Origin of the sequence: Polaribacter sp. (genome assembly GCF_024639685.1) — a bacterium.
Lineage (GTDB): Bacteria > Bacteroidota > Bacteroidia > Flavobacteriales > Flavobacteriaceae > Polaribacter.
This window is the reverse complement of record NZ_JAHEHX010000021.1, coordinates 259,106-281,140: the sequence shown is the minus strand read 5'-3', so window position 1 is coordinate 281,140 and position 22,035 is coordinate 259,106. Positions and strand designations below refer to the sequence as shown.

Sequence of the window (22,035 nt, the reverse complement as noted above, 5' to 3'; positions counted from 1 at the left end):
ATTTGAGAGTTTTTTATTTTTTATTGAGAATTTAGTTTATCCTAAATAGGTCATTAAAATTTTAGATCTAGATGTGTGTTTTAATCTACGAATTGCTTTTTCTTTAATTTGACGCACACGCTCTCTTGTTAAATCGAAAGTTTCACCTATTTCTTCTAAAGTCATTGGTTGGTGTTCTCCTAAACCAAAGTATAATTTTACAACATCTGCTTCTCTAGGAGTAAGAGTTTCTAAAGCTCTGTCTATTTCTATACGTAAAGATTCGTGTAATAAAACTCTATCTGGGTTTGGAGATTCGCCAGAATTTAAAACGTCGTATAAGTTTGAGTCTTCACCTTCAATTAAAGGAGCATCCATAGATACATGACGTCCTGAATTTTTCATAGATTCTTTAACGTCATTAACAGTCATGTCTAGTTTTTTTGCAATTTCTTCAGGACTTGGAGGTCTTTCATTTTCTTGCTCTAAAAACGCATACATTTTATTGATTTTATTAATAGAACCAATTTTATTTAAAGGTAAACGTACAATTCTAGATTGCTCTGCTAACGCTTGTAAAATAGATTGACGAATCCACCAAACTGCATAAGAGATAAATTTAAAACCACGAGTTTCATCAAAACGTTTTGCTGCTTTAATTAGACCTAAGTTACCTTCATTAATTAAATCTGGTAATGTTAAACCTTGATTTTGATATTGTTTTGCTACAGAAACTACAAAACGTAAATTGGCCTTTGTTAATTTTTCTAAGGCTCTTTGATCTCCTGCTTTAATAAGCTGAGCCAATTCTACCTCTTCATCTGCAGTAATTAAATCTACTTTACCAATTTCTTGTAAGTATTTGTCTAGGGAAGCAGTTTCTCTATTCGTAACCTGCTTGGTAATTTTAAGTTGTCTCATGAATTTCTAAATGCTTTTAAAAAAAGATATTTACTATCTCTATAGTATTATACGTTTGTTTTTAAATAAATGTTACAAAAAAGTTATGTTTATTTTTTTTCAATGCCCAAAGCTCTTATAGGGTTTATTTTTGCATTTTCATAATTATGTTATTTTTTTTCATAATTCCGCAAAATATAAAGTATCTTTTTTTCGAAATTAAAATACACTTTTGTAAACTATCTACAAATTACGTTGTTTTAATTTTTTTAGAAATTATCAAGTATTGACTTATTTCAATAAAAACTTGATAGAGAGTTGGGGGACTATCTATCATTAGTGATAATTTTATCACAAAAAAAAGAGATCGTTTTTACGGTCTCTTTCTATTTTTATAAATCACTAATTTAATGATTTTTAAAATAAACCATTTATTTGTGAATCTATACGATCTATAATATATCCCAAATCTTCTGGATTTGTCACAAAGTCTAAACTATCTACATCTATTACTAATAACTTTCCTTTGGTATAGGTAGAAATCCAAGCTTCATAGCGCTCATTTAATCTGCTTAAATAATCTATACTTATAGAGTTTTCATATTCCCTTCCTCTTTTATGAATTTGTCCTACTAGGGTAGATATGTCTGCTCTTAAATAAATTAATAGGTCTGGAGGAGAAACTAATTTTTCCATTAACTCAAAAAGAGAACTGTAATTACTATAATCTCTATTTGTCATTAAACCCATTGCATGTAAGTTAGGCGCAAAAATATGTGCATCCTCATATATGGTTCTATCTTGTATAATGTTTTTACCTGTTTCTCTCAATTCTAAAATTTGGCGAAAACGACTATTTAAAAAGTATACCTGTAAATTAAATGACCAGCGTTCCATTTCTCCATAAAAATCATCTAAATAAGGGTTCTCGTCCACAGCCTCATAATGAGGTTTCCATTTGTAATGTTTGGCTAGTAATTTGGTTAACGTAGTTTTACCTGCGCCAATATTTCCTGCTATTGCAACGTGCATTTTTTTATTCTATAAGTTAAGAAGGGCTAAATTACTAAAAATAATAAAGTAAAATGGGGTAATGATTTAATTTATAAAAATCTTTCAATTAACTTTTTTTTATCTAGAGCGTTTTTTAATGAATTTTTAAATAAAATCATAAATTTTTAATTTTTATGAAGCAAAATTACTGCATTCTTGAAATTTTATTTTTAAATGTTTATTTTCACTTTATTAATTAGATATATTAAAGAGAAACAAACACATGAGAGCATTACATTTTTTGATATTAATATTAGTTGTGAATACAATAAACGCACAAAATTTTACGGGAAAAGCAACCTATAAAACGAGTAGAAAATCTACAATTTCTTATGGGGAAAATCAGCCAGGAATAACAGATAAAATGCAGGAAGAGCTCAAGAAAAGAATGCAAAAAATGAGTCAAAAGACCTTTATTCTCGAGTTTGATAAAACAACATCTATTTATAAGGAAGATGTAAAATTAGACAATCCAAATCCTATGGCAGGTAGAGGTGGAGTTATGGTAATGTCTTTCGGAGGGTCTGGAAGTACAGATATTTATTATAAAAATATAAAAGATCAAACATTTTCTAATAAAACTCAAATTATGGGAAAACCGTTTTTAGTAAAAGATAAACTAGAATTGTACAATTGGGAATTATCTTCAGAAACTAAAAACATCGGAATGTATACCTGTTATAAAGCTAGTTTTACAAAAGAAGCAGAAAATATAAGTTTTAGCATGGTTAATGGAGAATCTAAAGAGACTAAAACCAAAGAATCTGTTACAACAACAGCTTGGTACACTACTCAGATTCCTATAAGTAATGGTCCAAAAGACTATCAAGGATTACCAGGATTAATTTTAGAAATAAATGATGGTAAAAGTTTAATTGTCTGTACTGAAATTGAACTGAATCCAGAAAAAGAAATTAAGATTATTGAACCAGAAAAAGGAAAAATAGTTTCTAAAAAGAAATTTATAAAAATTCAAAAGAAAAAGAATGATGAAATGATGGAGAAAATGAAATCTAGAAAAGGGGTGGAATTAGGCAACGGAATTCAGATTAAAATGGGAGATTAACTGTTAAAGTTTTCCTAACATGTTTAAACTTTTAAGCTTTTTTTAAGTCTTAGTGAACATTATACAATTACTTTTGATTAAAATTTTTAAAAATAAACATGAAATCATTATTATCACTCTTTCTGTCATTAATTACAATGGCAACTTTTGCACAAAAAAACTTTGAAGGTAAAGCTACCTATATGTCTAAAACTACGATGGATATGAGTAGGTTTGGTAATCAAATGAGCGAGCAACAAAAAAAGCAAATGATGGCTCGTATGAAAAATTTTTTAGAGAAAACATACATATTAAGCTTTAATAAAAATGAATCTTCTTTCAAGGAAGAAGTAAAATTAGATGCTCCAGGAACTTCAGGTTCACGATGGGGTGCAAGTAATGGTCAGGGTTCTATTTATAAAAACTTAAAGGATCGTGAAATGATTGAAGACGTAGAGCAATTTAGCAAACGTTTTTTAGTTGTTGAGCCAATGGAACAACCAAAATGGGAGTTAGGTACAGAGAGTAAAAAAATTGGTCAGTATACCGCTTATAAAGCAACTATGACTACTGTAGATACTAAAATTGATTGGGGAGGTATTTTTAGAAGAGGAAGAAGAAATCAAGAAAATGATTCTACAAAAACAGAAGATAAAGCTGCTGAAAAAATACTTAATGTTACTGCTTGGTACACACCACAAATTCCTGTTAGTTCTGGTCCTGAATCTTATTGGGGATTGCCAGGGTTAATTTTAGAATTAAATGCAGATAGAACAACCATGTTGTGTACTGAGATTGTAATCAATCCTTCTGAACCGATTACTATAGAAAAACCAAAAAAAGGTACAAAAGTAACGAGAGAGAAATACAACAAAATTATAAAACAAAAGACCGAAGAATTAAAAGAACGTTTTCAAAACAGACGTGGTGGAGGTAGAAGAGGTTACTAAAATGACTCTTTCTTAAAATTGCTATTCAATTAAATTAATTTACAAATGAAAAAATTACTACTTATCGCCATTTTTATGGTGTCTTTATCAGCTAGTGGTCAAATAAAATACTCAGGAGTTGTTAAAGATTCTATAGGTGAGCCATTAGAAATGGCAAACGTTATTGCTTTAGATACTGTTGCTAAACGAATTGCTTCTTATGGTTTTACAGATGCTAAAGGTGTTTTTAAACTAGATTTGGCAAAAAATACAGTTTACAATATAAAAATAAGTTATGTTGGTTTTAAAGAAATTAGCGAAAACATAAAAACTGGTGCTACAGACATGTCTAAAAACTACACTATGTATGAAGACAATATGTTAGAAGGGATTAACATAGTAGCAAAGATGCCTGTAACTGTTAAAGGAGATACTATTATTTATAATGCAGATTCCTTTAAAAATGGTTCTGAAAGGAAACTAAAAGATGTATTGGAAAAATTACCAGGTGTAGAAATAAATGATGAAGGCCAAATTGAAGTAGAAGGTAAAGCTGTCGAAAAAATAATGGTTGATGGTAAAGAGTTTTTTAGTGGAGATACTAAATTAGCTACAGAAAACATACCATCTAATGCTGTAGATAAAATACAGGTTTTAAGAAACTACTCGAATGTAAGCCAATTAAGTGGTGTACAAAACAATCAAGATAGGGTTGCTATCAACATTAAATTAAAAGAAGGTAAAAAGAACTTTTGGTTTGGTGATATTTCTGCAGGTGGAGGTCAATCTCAAGATGAAACCTTGTATTTGTTTCAGCCAAAATTATTTTATTACACACCAAAATATACCATCAACATTATTGGTGATGTAAATAATCTTGGTGATGTTGTTATCAGTAGAAGAGATGCTAGAAGTTTTGGAGGAAGTTTCCAAAGTCAAAGTCCTTCTAATGGAACAAATATTAGTTTAGGAGATGCTGGTATTGGCTTTTTAAATGCTGGTGCAAGAAATGCAAACAGAATAGAAACAAGGCTTTCTGCGTTAAATTTTAGTTATTCCCCAAACCCTAAATTAGATTTAAGTGGATTTTTAATTTGGTCTGGGAATAGTAACGGACAGCGAAATATTAATGATATTGATTATGTAGATCCTAGAATTCCAGATGAATTTAGAGATACTAAAACAGACCAAACAAGTAACACAGGTTTATTTCGTTTTAGTACTGTTTATAAGAAAGATTTTAACAACCAGTTAAATTATAATATTTCTGGACGTTTTTCTAACGAGTTTAGCAATGAGTCTGTAGATTCTAGAGTGTTAAGTGATATTAATCAGTTCGAAAGTGCAACACCATACACTATAAATCAAGATTTTAGTTATTTCTATACTGCAAGCGAAAAAAGTATTTTTGCTTTAGAGGTAAAACATTTATTACAAGATGAAGATCCTTTTTATGTAGCTTCTTTAGAAAATGATCCAAATAATAATGATGATGTAGATAATGATGGTTTTGATGATGCTGCAGAAACTTTAGGTTTAGACAGGTCTAACATGTTTTATACATTAGAGCAAGACAGAAAAGTAAAATCGAATCAATTAGATGCAAAATTAGATTACTACTATATTCTAAATCAAAAAAGTAACTTAAACTTTGTTGCTGGTACTATATTAAGTCAACAAAATTTTGATTCTCGTTTTTTCCAAATTTTAGACAATGGTGCAGAATTAGATCCTAATCCAACAATACCTGGTATTGTAGATCCTCAAACAACCAATGATACTGAGTATAATTTTACTGATATTTATGCAGGTTTAAGATATAGATTAAGATCAGGTATTTTTACATTTACACCTGGTTTTACATTACATTCTTACAACTCAAATAATACACAATATGGTACTGAAACTTTTGAAGATATATTCTTTAAATTCTTACCTGAGTTTAATGTTATTGCACAGTTTAAGCAAAGTGAGAGTTTAAATTTCACATACAGACCACAAGTAAATTTTACAGATGTTAATCAGATTGCTAGAGGTATTGTTGCCAATAGTTACGATTCTTTCTTTTTTGGAAATTCAGAATTAATTAATGCAAGTTTTCATAATGTAAGTTTAAATTATCGAAGTTTTAATTTGTTTAACAACAGTAATGTGTTTGCTAGAGTTAATTACACTAAAACCATAGATCAAGTAAACAGAAATACAATTTTAGAACCAGGTTCTGTAGTTTCTATTAGTAATTCTATCAACTCTCTTTTAGATAATGAAAACTTTACAGCCATATTATCTGCAGGAAAAACTTTTGGAAAAATTCAAACACGTTTAGGAGGTAATTATAATTTTAATAAAAGTTATCAATTCATCAATTCTTTAGAGAATACTAATGAGAATACAAGTTATGGTTTTAATACAAGAATTGGTACTAACTTTAGAAAAGCACCAAATATTACTTTAAGGTATAACATTAGTTTTAGCAACCAAGAAAACAGTGCAAGACGAGATATTGTTAAAACAGTTAGACATACACCTTCTATAAACTTTGATGCTTACATTTGGAAATCTGTAACATTAACTTCAGATTATTCATTTACAGATCAAAGACAAAATGGTGTTTCTGCTAACTCATTTAGTTTATGGAATGCAAAATTAGCTTATAGAAAAGATAGTGATGCAAAATGGGAATATGAAGTAGTAGGTAATAACTTATTAGCAACTGGTTCACAAGCCTCAGTTAGTCAGAGTGTATTTGCATTTACATTAAATGAGAGATTTATTTTACCAAGATTCATAAGTTTTAGAGTTCGTTATCAATTATAATTCATCTAAAATCTTTAAATATAAAATGGCTCATTCTTGAGCCATTTTTTTATTTTTGTTAAATGAGTTTATTAGCATCAAAATCGCCTATTTACACAACTTTTAAAACGTTAGGTTTACTTTATCTTTTTTTTGTTGTAGGCTTGTTTTTAGATAGTTTTTACATTGTAAAAATTACTGAAAACGCACAGGTTTATGCAAATGCTTTAATGCTCATTGTATTTTTTATTACATTTTTTAAAGTAACACCAAGATTAAAAGAACAAATGGTTTCTGCTGTTCTTATTGGTTTTTTTGGTGAGTATTTATTTTCTGTTTTATTGGGTATGTATACCTATAGATTAGAAAATGTACCACATTACATTCCTTTTGGTCATGCATTTGTATACATAGCAGTTTTGTGTTTTTCGAAAGCAGCATCAATAAAAGGTAGAAGAAAACAAATTGAAACCTTTTTGATTATAGCTATCATTATTTATTCGACCTTGTTTTTGGTACTTAAGAATGATGTTTTTGGTTTTGTAATGACAGTTGCAACTTTATTCATCTTACGAAATAAATCAAAAGAGCGTTTGTTTTACTTAACCATGTATGCATCTGTAGTTGTTTTAGAGTTGGTAGGTACCTATTATAAATGTTGGTTTTGGCCAAGTAAAGCCTGGAATGTAGTGCCATTTTTACCAAGTGCAAATCCACCAAGTGGAATTAGTTTGTTTTATTTTTTATTAGATTTAGGTACTTTATGGTTTTACAAACAAAGGCACAGAGAAGCTTGGCAAAGAATGAAAAATATTCGAAAAATAAGATTGGCAATCAAAAACTAAAAGTAATATTATTACGTTTACAGTTTTAGTGTAACAAAAAGAAAATCATGTCTATACAAGTAACATCAGTTTCTAAATTATATAAAGAGCAAAAAGCTTTAAATGGCATTTCTTTTTCAGCCAAGAAAGGAGAAATTATTGGCTTTTTAGGTCCAAACGGTGCAGGTAAATCTACCATGATGAAAATCTTAACAGGTTTTATAACACCAAATTTTGGTGATGTTTTGGTTGATGAAATAGATGTGCTACAAAACCCAATTGAGGCTCAGAAAACCATAGGTTATTTGCCAGAACACAATCCTTTATATGCAGAAATGTATGTAAGAGAATATTTACAATTTAGAGCCCAAATTTTTAAGGTTGATAAAAAACAAATTGAAAGCTGTATAGAAAAAGTTGGGTTAACAGATGAAGCCCATAAAAAGATATACCAACTTTCTAAAGGATATCAGCAGAGAGTTGGCATTGCAGCAGCTATCTTACACAATCCATCAGTCTTAATTTTAGATGAACCAACTACTGGTTTAGATCCGAATCAATTGGTTGAAATTAGAAAATTGATTAAAGATTTAGGTAAACAGAAAACAGTACTATTATCTACTCACATTATGCAAGAAGTAGAGGCAATTTGCGATAGAGTACTTATCATTAAAAAAGGGAGAATACTTAAAGATCAATCATTAAGTATTCTCAAAAATAGTAACTTACAAGTTATTGTAGTATTGTTCGATAAAATAATTTCTGACAATGATTTTAAACCGCTTTTTAATCTTACTTCTATTCAAAAAGAAAATGAATCTTGGATTCTTACTTTTGATGCCAAAGAAGATATGAGACCTAAACTTTTTGACTTTGCTAAAGAGAAAGAGCTTAAAATTCTAGAATTATCTACTCAACAAAAAAATTTAGAAACATTATTTAGAGAAATTACGGGTTAGTTTTTATAAGATAATGATACGCTTCCAATATTGTTTGAAAAACAAGACTACTTCCAGCCTTTGATAATGCCTCTTCACTATATTGTGTAAGAATACCTATAGGGTTCATTCCTGCAGATTTAGCCGCAGTAATTCCAGTTAAGCTATCTTCAAAAACCCAAAGTTCTTTAAAATCTTTAGCTGTAAAACCTATTGCTTTTGCTAATGTAATATAAGCTTCTGGTGCTGGTTTTGGATGTTCATAATCTTCTACTCCAAATACCTTTGTAAAACTTAAATTTAGTGCAGTAACACTATTTTTAAGAAATTGTTTAGTTGCATTACTAGCTATTCCATATGGAATATTTTCTGTTCTTAAAAATGAGGTGATTTCTAAAATTCCTGGCAATAATCTAGGGGTTATAAAATGTTTGTCTAAATGAAGATCTTTTAAATCGTAAAGTTTTTTTGTGTAGTCTTCTCTGTCAATCGTACTACAATAGTAGTTTGCAATCCTCATTGGAGATTTACCTGCCATTTCCAATGGAAATTGCGGTATTTCTCTTTTAAATAATTCGTAAAAGGCAGATGCCCAAGCAGCATGATGACTTTTAAAGCTATTTACAACAACCCCATCAAAGTCAAACAAAAAACCTTTAGGCATTTTCATACACTAAAGCTTTAGCATTAACCAGTTCTGTTAAATATGGATTTAAAAACTTATTAGTCGGATCTAATTGATTTCTAAGTTCTTTAAAGTTTTCCCATTTTGGATATACTTTTGATAATTTTGCATCTTTAGCAGCAAATCGTTTTCCCCAATGAGGTCTACCTCCATGTTTTAAGAAAATCTTTTCTACACTTTTAAAGGCTTCATAAGTATCTGCAGTTGCAGCATTTCTAGAAACACAGCCCATGGTTACTGTATCTTGTCCATATGCGTAGCTTAACCAACTTTTATCTTTATAAACAAATCTTACATCCATAGGAATATGAATGAATGATTTATTACTCCATTTATTAATTTCGCTTTTAATCTCCTCAAATACTTGTGGGAATTTATCTAAACCAATGGTCCATTCTGCCAATTCTAGAGTAGATCCTCTAGATTTGGTTACTGTTGCTTGGTACAAACTGCCTTTGTGTTCTTTTTTTGAACTAAAAAAAGCTTTAGCTAATATTTTATTTGCTATTGCTGTAATCCATGGAAACTTGTGAGAGTATTTGTATAATATTTTTGAAGCATTCCTTCTATGTTTTAAATATTTTGGACCTTTATTTTCGATTACTTCTGTATTGGCATCTATTTTATCTCCAGTAATCACATAGCCTTTATTGGTGTGAGGAAGCCATAATATTCTTAAGAAGTCATGTTCCTTTAACCTACTTTTTATTTTTGGTAACCATTCGCTATCACTTTCTGGTTTTTCCTTTACATGTAAAGTATATATTGGCTCGCATTGAAATGTAATGGTAGACATAACTCCCAACATTCCTAAAGAGACTCTTACAGCGTTTATTAGATCTTCATCATCTTCTGTAATTGTTTTTAAACTCCCATCCGCAAGGATTAAGTTACACTCACTCATATATTCAGATAAAAGCTTTCCGCTTGTACCATGAGTTCCTGTTGCTAAAGCTCCTCCAATTGTTATAGTATTAATATCCGGTAAACAAGGAATGCACCAACCTACAGATTCTATAGCTTCAAGAAGATCACTTAAAAGAAGACCAGATTGAACAGTAATTGTTTTCTTTGTATAATCATAAGAAACAATTTTATTATAGGTAGTCATGTTTATTATTGCGTCTGAACCTGTAGCGATATCTGCTGAAGATTGTTTGCTACCAAAAAAACGAATCTTTTCACTGTTAGCGATTACTTCTTGAAGTTCTTCTTCTTTAGTAATGCTATACATCGTTTTGTAGTTGTGTTTTAAATTTTCATTCCAACTAACCCAAGTTCCATTTTTATTTTGTTTCATTATTTTTTTATTTTGTTAAACAAAACTATAAAATAATAGGGTCACTGTTTGTTTTTTAAATGTTAATAAAAACAAAAATCAGGGATTCATAAAAAAATCAGCATTTTATAACGAGATCACAAAAAATAGAGGTTTAGTTATTGGATTTCGTATTTTAATTCAGTTTATATCTAATATGTTGCTGATCTAGATTTGCTAAAAGTGTTGAGGAAATCTTAATTTTTGTATTTCTACTCGGTAAACTAAGTTCAATTTTTTCTTGAGCATCCCAAATAGTAAAGTGTAAATTTTGTTTTCCATTATTATTTCTAAGAATACTTTCTAGATTTAAAATATTTTCTTCACTTACATCATTGATAGACATTTTAATGGTTATTTTTTTACAAAGCGTGTCCATAATATCATGGAGTAGTTTAAACTCTGTAAACTTTATCCGAGGTTCACCTTCTACACCCTCTTTATTTGTCCAGCCAGCTTGGATGGTAGCTCTCACAAATAAAAAAGAATTTGGTACTAAGAAATGTTTAAACTTAAGGTAATCTTCACCAAATACTCTAAATTCATGATTGTCTCCATAATCTTCAATAAAAAAAGAGGCCCAGCCTTTTCCTGCTTTAGATACTCTATGTTGTACCTCTGTTATAATACCTGCAAATGACAAGTTGTTCCCTACAATCTCTTTCAGATCTCCTTTAAAATCTCTTAATCTTGCGTTGCAAAAAATCATTTCGTTTTTAAAATCATCTAAAGGATGTGCAGAAATATAAATACCAATGACTTCTTTTTCTTGTGATAAAAGTTCCATTGTTCCCCAAGTTTCACATTCAGGAATATCTGGTTCAGGAAACTGAACTGTAGAGGTTTCACCAAACATAGAAACCTGTGCAGAATTCTCATTTTCTTGGTATTTGCTACCAAATTTCATAACTCTTTCTAAAAAGGTAATTCCTTTTTCATCTGTAGCAAAATATTGTGCTCTATGTGTATCAGAAAAAGAATCAAAAGCACCTGCTTTAATTAAACTATCAAAAGATTTTTTATTGGCAGCTCTTAAATCTACACGTTTTGCTAAATCAAAAATAGAAGTGTAATTACCATTTTCTTTACGTTCTGCAATAATAGCTCTTACAGCTGCAGCACCAACACCTTTAACAGCAGCCATTCCAAAACGAACAGCACCTTCTTGATTTACTGAAAATTTTAAATAAGATTCATTAATATCTGGTCCTAAAACCTCTAATCCCATTCGTTTACATTCTTCCATAAAGAAAGAAACAGCTTTAATATCTTTCATATTGTTAGAAAGTACAGAAGCCATATATTCTGCAGGATAATGTGCTTTTAAATAAGCAGTTTGATAAGCAATCCAGGCATAACAAGTAGAGTGAGATTTGTTAAAGGCATAACTTGCAAAGGCTTCCCAATCTTTCCATATTTTTTCTAGTTTTTCTTCATCATGACCATTTTTACCTGCTTGCTCAATGAATTTTGGTTTCATTTTGTCAAGAACCGCTATTTGCTTTTTACCCATTGCTTTACGTAAAACATCGGCTTCACCTTTGGTGAAATCTGCCAGTTTTTGCGAGAGTAACATTACCTGTTCTTGGTAAACTGTAATTCCGTAAGTTTCTGCCAAATACTCTTCCATTGCCGGCAAATCGTACTCAATATCTTCCGTTCCGTGCTTTCTGTTAATAAAGCTCGGAATATATTCCATTGGTCCAGGTCTGTACAAAGCATTCATTGCAATTAAATCAGCAAAAACAGTTGGTTTTAAAGAACGCATGTGTTTTTGCATTCCTGGAGATTCATACTGAAAAATACCAACAGTTTCTCCTCTTTGAAAGAGCTCGTATGTTTTTTCATCATCTAAAGGAAAATTCTCAGGATCTAAATCAACATTGTGTTTTGCTTTTACAATTTTTACAGTGTCCTTAATTAAAGTTAGTGTTTTTAATCCTAAGAAATCCATTTTTAACAAACCTGCAGATTCTACTACAGAGTTGTCAAATTGAGTAACATACATATCAGAATCCTTTGCTAAAGCAACAGGAACGTAATTGGTAATGTCGCTAGGAGTAATAATAACACCACATGCATGTATTCCCGTATTTCTAACAGAACCCTCTAAGATAGTCGCTTTGTTTACGGTTTCTGAGGCTAAGTCAGCACCTAATGCAAGCTTTTGAAGTTCCTCTACCATTACCTTCTCCTCAGCCCTTAATCCTGCAATTTTACCTTTACTTTTTGCATCTTCACCAAAAATATTTTTAAGCTTAACACCAGGAATTAATTTTGCAATTCGGTCTGCTTCAAAAAGAGGTAAGTCTAGTACTCTAGCCGTATCTCTTATAGAAGATTTTGCAGCCATAGTACCATAGGTAATAATTTGTGCAACTTGGTTAGCGCCATATTTTTGAATTACATAATCCATAACTCTCCCTCGACCTTCGTCATCAAAATCGATATCGATATCTGGCATGGAAACACGCTCAGGATTTAAGAAACGCTCAAAAAGTAAATCGTATTTAATCGGATCTATGTTTGTAATCCAAAGGCAATAAGCAACTACAGAACCAGCTGCAGAACCACGACCAGGACCTACTGCAACATCCATTTTCCTGGCTTCCCTGATAAAATCTTCTACAATTAAAAAATAACCAGGGTACCCTGTTTTTTCAATTACTTCTAATTCAAAATCTAAACGTTCTTTAATTTCTGGAGCAATTTCTCCATATCTAATTTTAGCACCTTCAAAAGTTAAGTGTTTTAAGAAATTATTTTCCCCTCTTTTTCCTCCGTCTTCGTCATCTTTTACATCTTTAAATTCCTCAGGAATATCGAAAGCTGGTAATAAAACATCTCTAGCTAACGTGAATATTTCTATCTTATCTACAACTTCTTGAATATTGATAATTGCTTCTGGCAAATCTGCAAAAAGCGTTTTCATCTCTTCTGTTGACTTAAAGTAATATTCTTCGTTAGGCAAGCCATATCTGTAACCTCGTCCTTTTCCCTTTGGAGTAGCTTGTTTTTCACCATCTTTAACACATAATAGAATGTCATGTGCATTGGCGTCTTTTTTTTCTAAATAAAAGGTGTTGTTAGTTGCAACAATTTTTATTTTGTGGTTTTTAGAGAATTTTAATAAAGTTTCATTTACGATAGTTTCATCTTGTTGATTATGCCTCATTAACTCAATGTAAAAATCATCTTTAAATTCTTCTTTCCACCAAAGTAAAGCTTCTTCAGCCTGTTTTTCACCAAGATTTAGAATTTTACTTGGTACTTCTCCATACAAGTTACCTGTTAAAACAATAATATCTTCCTTATATTTTTTGATGATTTCTTTATCAATTCTTGGTACATAATAAAAGCCATCAACAAAAGCGATAGAAGACATTTTAGCTAAATTATGATAGCCATTTTTGTTTTTAGCTAGTAAAACTACTTGGTAACCATTGTCTTTTTGAGATTTGTTTTTATGATCTTCACAAATATTAAATTCGCACCCAATAATTGGCTTCATTGGTGTGTCTGCAGTTTTATTATGACTTAAAACAGCACTAACAAAATGAAATGAGGCCATCATGTTTGCAGTGTCTGTCATTGCAACAGCAGGCATATTGTCTTTTGCAGCTGCAGCTACAATATTACCAATTTGCATGGTAGATTGTAGTACAGAGAATTGTGTATGATTGTGTAAGTGTGCGAAAGAAACATCTTTTAATTCTAAAAGGCCTTCAGAGGTAGACAAGGTTGATGCCGAATCTTTTTGTTTCTCTAGCTTTCTCCTAATTTTATCACTTTCTTTTTTTAAGTTGATGTGTTTTAAACCAATTAATTGAATTGGTTTTGGATTTGCTTCAGAAAAGTTTTTAAAGTAATCTGAATCTACGTCTAGTTGTTCTTTCGTAAATTCTCTAATTCTAATTAATTCTAAGAAACAACGAGTTGTAGCCTCTACATCTGCAGTTGCATTATGTGCCTCTGTAAAATCAATTCCAAATAAATATTTGTGTAACTCTGTTAGCGTAGGAAGTTTAAATTTACCTCCTCTACCACCTGGAATTTGACAAAGTAATGCTGTCTTTTCTGTACAAGTATCTAAGACAGGCAACTTATTTAAAGTTGTTTCTGTTGCTCGTCTATGGAATTCGCAACCCATAATATTTAAATCGAACTCTACATTTTGACCAACAACAAATGTGGTTTTCTGTAAAACCTCATTAAATAACTGCAAACCCTCCTCTAAGGAAATTCCTTCTTTTTCTGCTAATTCTGTAGAAATCCCGTGAATTCTTTCTGCATCATAAGGAATGTTAAACCCATTAGGTTTAATTAAAAAATCATTATGCTCTAAAACATTACCCATTTCATCATGCAACTGCCAAGCAATTTGTATACATCTTGGCCAATTATCTGTATCTGTAATAGGGGCATTCCAACTTTTTGGTAACCCTGTAGTTTCAGTATCAAAAATTAAGTACATAAACGATTTTATCTAGTATAATTAAGGAATATTAAATGTACAAAAACAACTTAAATTTTACTGATATAAGTTGTTTAGACTTATCAACAATAAAAGAATTTTAGTAAATTTTTATAGAAGCTTTATTACTCTATAACCTTCAATATATTCAAGTTCTATTTTTTTTATGAGAGTGAATGCTGATAATGAATATATTATATGTATTATAATTGGTTTTTATTAAAAAGAAAATTGTAAATTTGCGCTCGCTTATTACGAGATAATAAGATTTTTAATAACCAAGGTCGAGAACCTTAAAAAATTAATAAGAATGCCAGTAAAAATTAGATTACAAAGACATGGTAAAAAAGGCAAACCATTTTATTGGATAGTTGCTGCAGATTCACGTTCAAAAAGAGATGGTCGTTATTTAGAAAAAATAGGTACCTATAATCCGAATGTAAACCCAGCAGAAATTAACTTAGATGTTGATGGTGCTGTAAAATGGTTACAGAGTGGAGCTCAGCCAACTGACACTGCAAAAGCAATATTATCTTACAAAGGTGCAATGCTAAAAAACCATTTAGTTGGTGGTGTAAGAAAAGGTGCTTTAACTGAAGAACAAGCAGAAGAAAAGTTTAATGCTTGGGTAGAAGAGAAGACAAGTAAAGTTTCTAGCAAAGAAGAAAAGTTAGCAAAAGTAGAAGCTGATGCTAAAGCAAAAGCTTTAGAAGCTGAAAAAGCAGTTAACGAAGCAAGAATTGCTGCTGCATTACCAGAAGTAGAAGAAGTAACTGAAGAAGCAGAAGCTGCTACTGAAGAAACTACAGAAACTGAAGAAGTAGCTACTTCTGAGGAAGAAAAATCAGCTGAATAAAACTTTTATACGGTATGCGTAAAGAAGAGTGTTTTTATTTAGGCAGAATCGTAACAAAATATAGTTTTAAGGGTGAAGTTGTTATCAAACTAGATACAGACGAGCCCGAGTTGTATAAAAATATGGAATCAGTTTATGTCGAATTTGGCACAAACCTGGTTCCATTTTTTATTGAAAAAAGCTCTCTTCATAAAGGGAATCAATTACGTGTACAATTCGAAGACATTTATTCTGAAGAAGAGGCCGATTCTATTTTAAAATGTGGAATTTATTTGCCTTTAGACTTATTGCCGAAACTCTCAGGAGATAAGTTTTATTATCATGAAGTTATTGGTTTTCAGGTAATCGATATAAATTTTGGTTATGTTGGTGTCATAGTTCATATAAATGATAAAGCTGCTCAGCCTTTATTTGAAATAAATAAAGACGAGAAAGAAATCTTTATACCTATGATTGATAACTTTATTAAAAAAGTAGACAGAATTCATAAAAAAATAGAAGTAGAGACACCAACCGGTTTAATCGATCTATATCTAAATTCATAAAGAAATTCTTATAATTACTAAGGAATTCTAAAATTAAAGTGAATCTTTGCAAACTTATTTGCATTTCCATTTTTCTTTTTAGGAGCATTTTTTTTGAATAGCTTAATTTTGTTGAAATTAAAAGTCTATGAGTAGCAAGCCTTTTCATTTTAAAGAGTTTACGGTTCACCAAAATAAAACCGCAATGAAAATTGGAACTGATGGAGTTCTTTTGGGTGCTTGGTGTTCTGTTACTAATGATATAGAATCTATACTCGATATTGGTACAGGTACAGGAGTTATTAGTTTAATTATGGCTCAACGTTCTGAAGCTTTTACAATTGACGCAGTAGAACTTGATGTTGATGCTTATGAGCAAACTGTAGAGAATTTTGAAGGTTCAGACTGGAGTGATCGCTTATTTTGTTATCATTCTGATTTTACTGATTTTGCTACCGAAATTGAAGAGGAAGAGGAAAGTTATGGTTTAGTTGTATCTAATCCTCCTTTTTATTCAGATGATTTTGAAACAGGTAACGATTCTAGAAATAAAGCAAGATTTACATCTTCTTTGTCATTTGAAGATTTATTAAAAGGTGTTGCAATGATATTGAATGATGATGGATGTTTCTCTACTATAATTCCTAGAAAAGAGGAGGTCACATTTATAGAATTAGCAAAAAAACAAGGTTTGTACGTTAATCGAATCTGTCATGTAAAGGGCAATAAGACATCCACTGTTAAGCGCAGTTTACTAGAGTTTTCTTTTCACCAAAGTGCCATTGATATTCAAGAACTAATTATTGAAACTGAAAGACATAAATACACAGAAGCCTATGTATCTTTAACGAAAGAGTTTTATTTAAAAATGTAATTATCCTCTAACATGATTAGGGTTATATCCTAAATAAGGAACTTCTTTTTCTTTAAAAGTGATGCCATAATTTTCAAGTTCTTTTAAAATTGGCTCGTAGACCTCTTTACGAATTGGCAATTGAACCCCAGGAGTTTTTATTTCTCCTTTTAATATTTTTAAAGCAGCAATAGCAACAGGTAAACCTACTGTTTTAGCCATTGCAGTATAGGTTTGATTTTCTCCTTTAACAACCAAGCTGCTTTCTATCTGTTTTTTATTATTATTTAATTCGTATCCAAATAAATGCTGCATAACAATCATGTCTTTGTCATCACTTTTTAGGGTCCAAGAATCTTCTAATATTTTTTGTAGGATTTGAGCAGGAGTTGCATTTTTGAGTTTCACTTTTTTCTTTGGATTAAATAAACCCAATTCTACTAATTTTTCCCACATAATATCATCTTGATCAATCTTTAAGTAAGAGCGCAATTTTAGCTCTACAGAATCAGAAGGCGAATAAGCCAAGAATAAGTTTACAAAATCACGATAACTCATGTTTTCAGAACCTTCTATTGTGTAAGAATCATCTGTCATACCTAATTGAATAAAAATGTTCCATGCTCTAGAAAATCCAATCTTTCTAATAGTGCCTCTATACATGGTTGGTATATTATCTAAACCATACATATTTCTATATTTTAACGAATCTCTATTAGCATATGCTTCATACCTTTTATCTTCTATTTTTAAGAATTCAGTTCTTCTAAATAATTTATGATAAGGAATGTATTTATAAGTACTTTCTTGAATAAACATAGCTGCTCCTCCTTGACCTGCTAAAACCACATTTCTAGGATTCCAAGTAAATTTATAATTCCATAGATTAGTATCACTTTCTGGAGCAACCAATCCTCCACAAAAAGATTCAAATAATAATAGTTTTCCACTTCTTTCTCTGATAGAATCGATCACTTTAATGGCACTCATATGATCTAAACCAGGATCTAAGCCTATCTCATTCATAAAAATGAGATTATTTTCTTTGGCTTGTTCATTTAATGCTTGAATCTCTTTAGAAATATAAGATGCAGTAACCATGTGTTTTTTAAATGTAATACAATCTTTTGCTACTTCTATGTGGAATCTTGCAGGCAACATAGAAATTACTAAATCAGAATTTTTAATTTCATGCTGTCTTTGATTATCGTTAAATACATCAAACTGAATAACATTGGTTTTTTTATGATTATTAACCAATTTCTTAGCATTCTTAATGTCTAAATCTCCAATCGTTAAAAACAGATTTTCTTTGTCAGCTTTGTCTAATAAGTATTTAATAAGAGATGAACTCGATTTTCCAGAACCAATAATCAAAATTTTTTTCATGAAATAAAACGTATTTTTGATATATAAACGAAGATAATATAATTGTTTAAAATATAACAAAAACAAATAAAAATGTTTAAAAATATAGTTATTGCTTCTTTTTTGGGATTGTCCGCTGTTATTCTAGGTGCTTTTGGAGCACATGCTTTAAAGGGAACCTTAACCCAAGAAAGTTTACAGAGTTTTGAAACTGCAGTTCGTTATCAGATGTATCATGTAATAATACTGCTTATTATTAACCTTTATGATGGATTTACAGAAAAGCAAAAAAATACCATAAGTTATCTTTTATTTTCAGGTATTATATTGTTTTCAGGATCTATCTATTGCATACAATTAACCTCTATAACTGCAAAATCTATTTGGTTTACAACACCTTTAGGAGGTTTGTTTTTTATAATTGCTTGGCTTTTAATAATTATAGTATTCGTAAAAAAAATAAAAAATAATTAAAAAATACGTAAATATTTTCTAATAATCACGTTGTTTTAAAATATTCATTAGTTTTGTTACTTATAAAAATAAAAAAATATTGATATGGTAGATATAAATACGAAATCGATTTCGTTAAATAGTCTAGGAATAAAAAATGCAACAATTCGTTATCAATTAACTTCTAACGAATTACATCAAGTAACTTTACAGAAAGAACAAGGAGTAGAATCATCTTTAGGCGCAATTGCTATAAATACAGGTGAATTTACAGGGCGTTCACCTATGGATCGTTTTATTGTAAAAGATGAAATTACAAAAGACGAAGTTTATTGGAGTAACATTAATTTACCTTTTGATGATAATAAATTCGATAGCCTTTATAATAAGGTTGTCAATTATTTATCGGAAAAAGAAATATTTGTAAGAGATAGTTATGCTTGTGTAGACGAAAATTACAAATTAAATATTAGAGTGGTTAATGAATATCCTTGGAGCAACATGTTTGCTTACAACATGTTCTTAAGGCCAACAGAAGATGAGTTACAAAACTTTACTCCTGAATGGACAGTAATTAATGCCCCAGGTTTTATGGCAGATGCTGCTGTAGATGGAACTCGTCAGCATAATTTTTCAATTTTAAACTTTTCTAAGAAGATTGCTTTAATTGGTGGTACAGGTTACACAGGTGAAATTAAAAAAGGTATTTTTTATGCTCTTAATTTTATATTACCAGTTTATAAGAATATATTACCTATGCACTGTTCTGCAAACGTAGGTAAAGAGGGAGATACAGCTATTTTCTTTGGTTTATCTGGTACTGGTAAAACTACGTTATCTACAGACCCAAATAGGAGTTTAATTGGAGATGATGAACATGGCTGGACAGCAGAAAACACCGTTTTTAATTTTGAAGGAGGTTGTTATGCAAAGGTGATTAACTTATCACAAGAACAAGAACCAGAAATCTTTTCTGCAATTAAGAAAGGTGCAATTTTAGAGAATGTAATTATGGATGATAACGGAGCTGTCGATTTTTCAGACACTTCAATTACCCAAAATACAAGAGTTAGTTACCCTATTTATCATATAAATAATATTCAGAAACCATCTATTGGTAAAAACCCGAAAAACATCTTCTTTTTAACAGCAGATGCATTTGGTGTACTACCTCCAATATCTAAATTAACACCTAGTCAAGCAGCGTATCACTTTATCTCTGGTTATACAGCAAAAGTAGCAGGTACAGAAGCAGGTGTAACAGAACCAGTACCAAGTTTTTCAGCTTGTTTTGGAGCGCCATTTATGCCTTTACATCCTACTAAGTATGCAGAAATGCTAAGTAAAAAAATGACAGAGGCTGGCGTAAACGTTTGGTTGGTAAACACAGGATGGTCTGGAGGTAAATATGGTGTAGGTAGAAGAATGCCATTAAAATATACTAGAGCAATGATTACTGCTGTGTTAAATGGAGATTTAAAAGATTATACTTATGAAGATTACCATATTCACTCAGTATTTGGTGTTGCACAACCAAGATCTTGCCCTGGAGTGCCAACAGAATTATTAAGTCCGAGAGCAACTTGGAATAATGATGATGCTTATTACGAAACTGCCTTTAAATTATCGAATGCATTTAGAAATAACTTTAAACAGTTTGAAGAATTTGCAAGTGAAGAAATTAGAAGAGGTGGTCCTCAAAGATATGCTTATTAATATATAAAAGTTTTTTAAATAATATAAACACCTCAATTTTGAGGTGTTTTTCTTTTTAAAAAAGTATATTTATTCAGAAAATTAAATAGACTTTTTATGATAATAAAATGGATTCGAAATGTTGGCCCAGGAACTTTAGTTGCAGCAGCATTTATTGGCCCAGGAACAGTTACATTATGTACTTTAGCTGGTGTCAATTTTGGATTTAATTTATTATGGGCAATGTTATTGTCTATAATTGCGACCATTATTTTACAAGAGATGGCAGCAAGATTAGGTATTATTTCCCAAAAAGGATTATCAGAAGTTATAAGAGAAGAAATAAGAATTCCTTTTTTAAAACAGTTTATTACTATTTTAATTTTATCAGCAATTGTAATTGGAAACGCTTCTTATGAAGCAGGAAATATTAGTGGAGGAATTTTAGGATTAGAAACTGTTTTTGGAGAATTCAAATTCATTTTTGGTAACTTTTCTATCAACTTTATGAGTATCATTATAGGGCTTATTGCTTTTGTTCTCTTATATATTGGTAATTATAAATTTTTAGAAAAAGCATTAGTCACTTTAGTGTTATTGATGAGTTTTTCGTTTTTAATTACAGCAGTTGTTACTAAACCAAGTATTTTACAAATTTTAAAAGGAATGTTTGTTCCTAAATTTCCTGAGAAAAGTTTACTAACTATAATTGGTTTAATTGGAACTACAGTGGTTCCCTATAATTTGTTTTTACATGCTTCTTTGGTAAAAGAAAGATGGAAGAAAAAAGAAGATGTTTTATTAGCTAAAAAAGATACCATTGTTTCTATTGTTTTAGGAGGATTAGTTTCCATGGCTATAATTGTTTCTGCTGCATCTATTCCATCAAAAGATATTTTAAATGTAGCAGATTTAGCGGAAGGATTAGCTCCTTTATATGGTGAATTTGCAAAATACTTTTTAGCTTTAGGTTTATTTGCAGCAGGAATTACTTCTGCTATTACTGCACCTTTAGCTGCTGCTTATGTAGCTAAGGGTTGTTTGGGTTTTAAAGGTAACATGCAATCAAAATCTTTTAGAGCAGTTTGGATGGTTATTTTATTTTTAGGTGTTTTATTTTCTTCAATTGGTATTAAACCTATTGAAATTATAAAATTTGCTCAAGTTGCTAATGGAATGCTTTTACCATTAATTGCTGGAATTTTATTATGGATTATGAATAAAAAGAATGTCTTAGGAAGTTTTGTAAATACAAAAAAACAAAATGTTTTAGGGTTTATCATTATAGCTATTACTGTCTTTTTAGGGGCAAAAGGAATTTTGAAAGTGTTTAATTTATTATAAA

The 22,035-nt window shown here is 30.3% G+C and carries 17 protein-coding genes; 11 read left to right on the top strand and 6 right to left on the bottom strand.

Going from position 1 to position 22,035, the window contains the following annotated elements:
• Positions 1 to 36: 36 nt before the first annotated feature.
• Positions 37 to 900, bottom strand: coding sequence for a sigma-70 family RNA polymerase sigma factor (locus Q0L44_RS10870; protein WP_296638414.1), 864 nt, complete (start codon positions 898 to 900; stop codon positions 37 to 39).
• Between the two features lie 396 nt (positions 901 to 1,296).
• Positions 1,297 to 1,911 carry a deoxynucleoside kinase gene (locus tag Q0L44_RS10865; protein ID WP_296638411.1) on the bottom strand — a complete coding sequence of 205 codons (615 nt, stop codon included), beginning with the start codon at positions 1,909 to 1,911 and terminating at the stop codon, positions 1,297 to 1,299.
• A 244-nt stretch (positions 1,912 to 2,155) separates the two neighbouring features.
• On the opposite strand from Q0L44_RS10865, the gene Q0L44_RS10860 reads away from it, so the two are divergent.
• From Q0L44_RS10860 to gldA, 5 genes are all read left to right on the top strand, one after another.
• Complete coding sequence (locus tag Q0L44_RS10860) at positions 2,156 to 2,998, top strand: GLPGLI family protein (RefSeq protein ID WP_296638407.1); 843 nt, start codon at positions 2,156 to 2,158, stop codon at positions 2,996 to 2,998.
• Positions 2,999 to 3,096: 98 nt separating this feature from the next.
• Complete coding sequence (locus Q0L44_RS10855; protein ID WP_296638404.1) at positions 3,097 to 3,927, top strand: GLPGLI family protein; 831 nt, start codon at positions 3,097 to 3,099, stop codon at positions 3,925 to 3,927.
• A 45-nt stretch (positions 3,928 to 3,972) separates the two neighbouring features.
• Positions 3,973 to 6,723: a TonB-dependent receptor gene (locus tag Q0L44_RS10850; protein ID WP_296638401.1), complete on the top strand. Its 2,751-nt coding sequence runs from the start codon at positions 3,973 to 3,975 to the stop codon at positions 6,721 to 6,723.
• Positions 6,724 to 6,785: 62 nt separating this feature from the next.
• Positions 6,786 to 7,547, top strand: coding sequence for a hypothetical protein (locus Q0L44_RS10845; RefSeq protein WP_296638400.1), 762 nt, complete (start codon positions 6,786 to 6,788; stop codon positions 7,545 to 7,547).
• Between the two features lie 47 nt (positions 7,548 to 7,594).
• Positions 7,595 to 8,485 carry a gliding motility-associated ABC transporter ATP-binding subunit GldA gene (gldA, locus tag Q0L44_RS10840; protein ID WP_296638398.1) on the top strand — a complete coding sequence of 297 codons (891 nt, stop codon included), beginning with the start codon at positions 7,595 to 7,597 and terminating at the stop codon, positions 8,483 to 8,485.
• Here the strand turns inward: gldA and Q0L44_RS10835 are convergent.
• The 3 genes from Q0L44_RS10835 to dnaE all read right to left on the bottom strand — a co-directional run bounded on the left by Q0L44_RS10835 (position 8,475) and on the right by dnaE (position 14,941).
• Positions 8,475 to 9,134 (bottom strand): HAD family phosphatase, encoded by a 660-nt coding sequence (locus Q0L44_RS10835; protein WP_296638396.1) that lies wholly within the window; start codon positions 9,132 to 9,134, stop codon positions 8,475 to 8,477. The two genes, gldA and Q0L44_RS10835, sit on opposite strands and share 11 nt — an antisense overlap.
• A complete protein-coding gene (locus Q0L44_RS10830) occupies positions 9,121 to 10,449 on the bottom strand; it encodes a D-arabinono-1,4-lactone oxidase (protein ID WP_296638393.1) in 1,329 nt (442 codons plus the stop codon). The genes Q0L44_RS10835 and Q0L44_RS10830 overlap by 14 nt, the downstream gene beginning before the upstream one ends.
• Before the next feature lie 154 nt (positions 10,450 to 10,603).
• The gene (gene dnaE / locus Q0L44_RS10825; RefSeq protein ID WP_296638391.1) at positions 10,604 to 14,941 is read right to left on the bottom strand and encodes a DNA polymerase III subunit alpha; all 4,338 of its coding nucleotides are present in this window, start codon (positions 14,939 to 14,941) and stop codon (positions 10,604 to 10,606) included.
• Positions 14,942 to 15,251: 310 nt separating this feature from the next.
• Here dnaE and Q0L44_RS10820 point away from each other — a divergent pair, with 310 nt between their 5' ends.
• From Q0L44_RS10820 to Q0L44_RS10810, 3 genes are all read left to right on the top strand, one after another.
• A complete protein-coding gene (locus tag Q0L44_RS10820; protein ID WP_296638388.1) occupies positions 15,252 to 15,797 on the top strand; it encodes a 30S ribosomal protein S16 in 546 nt (181 codons plus the stop codon).
• Positions 15,798 to 15,811: 14 nt separating this feature from the next.
• A complete protein-coding gene (gene rimM / locus Q0L44_RS10815) occupies positions 15,812 to 16,342 on the top strand; it encodes a ribosome maturation factor RimM (RefSeq protein ID WP_296638386.1) in 531 nt (176 codons plus the stop codon).
• Positions 16,343 to 16,469: 127 nt separating this feature from the next.
• Positions 16,470 to 17,195: a methyltransferase gene (locus Q0L44_RS10810; protein WP_296638384.1), complete on the top strand. Its 726-nt coding sequence runs from the start codon at positions 16,470 to 16,472 to the stop codon at positions 17,193 to 17,195.
• On the opposite strand, the gene Q0L44_RS10805 is transcribed toward Q0L44_RS10810, so the two are convergent.
• Positions 17,196 to 18,563 carry a saccharopine dehydrogenase C-terminal domain-containing protein gene (locus tag Q0L44_RS10805; protein WP_296638382.1) on the bottom strand — a complete coding sequence of 456 codons (1,368 nt, stop codon included), beginning with the start codon at positions 18,561 to 18,563 and terminating at the stop codon, positions 17,196 to 17,198.
• A 72-nt stretch (positions 18,564 to 18,635) separates the two neighbouring features.
• On the opposite strand from Q0L44_RS10805, the gene Q0L44_RS10800 reads away from it, so the two are divergent.
• From Q0L44_RS10800 to Q0L44_RS10790, 3 genes are all read left to right on the top strand, one after another.
• Positions 18,636 to 19,016 carry a DUF423 domain-containing protein gene (locus Q0L44_RS10800; RefSeq protein WP_296638381.1) on the top strand — a complete coding sequence of 127 codons (381 nt, stop codon included), beginning with the start codon at positions 18,636 to 18,638 and terminating at the stop codon, positions 19,014 to 19,016.
• 84 nt (positions 19,017 to 19,100) lie between these two features.
• A complete protein-coding gene (gene pckA, locus Q0L44_RS10795; protein ID WP_296638378.1) occupies positions 19,101 to 20,711 on the top strand; it encodes a phosphoenolpyruvate carboxykinase (ATP) in 1,611 nt (536 codons plus the stop codon).
• 96 nt (positions 20,712 to 20,807) lie between these two features.
• Positions 20,808 to 22,034, top strand: a complete 1,227-nt coding sequence (locus Q0L44_RS10790; RefSeq protein WP_296638375.1) for an Nramp family divalent metal transporter — start codon at positions 20,808 to 20,810, stop codon at positions 22,032 to 22,034.
• Position 22,035: the final 1 nt, after the last annotated feature.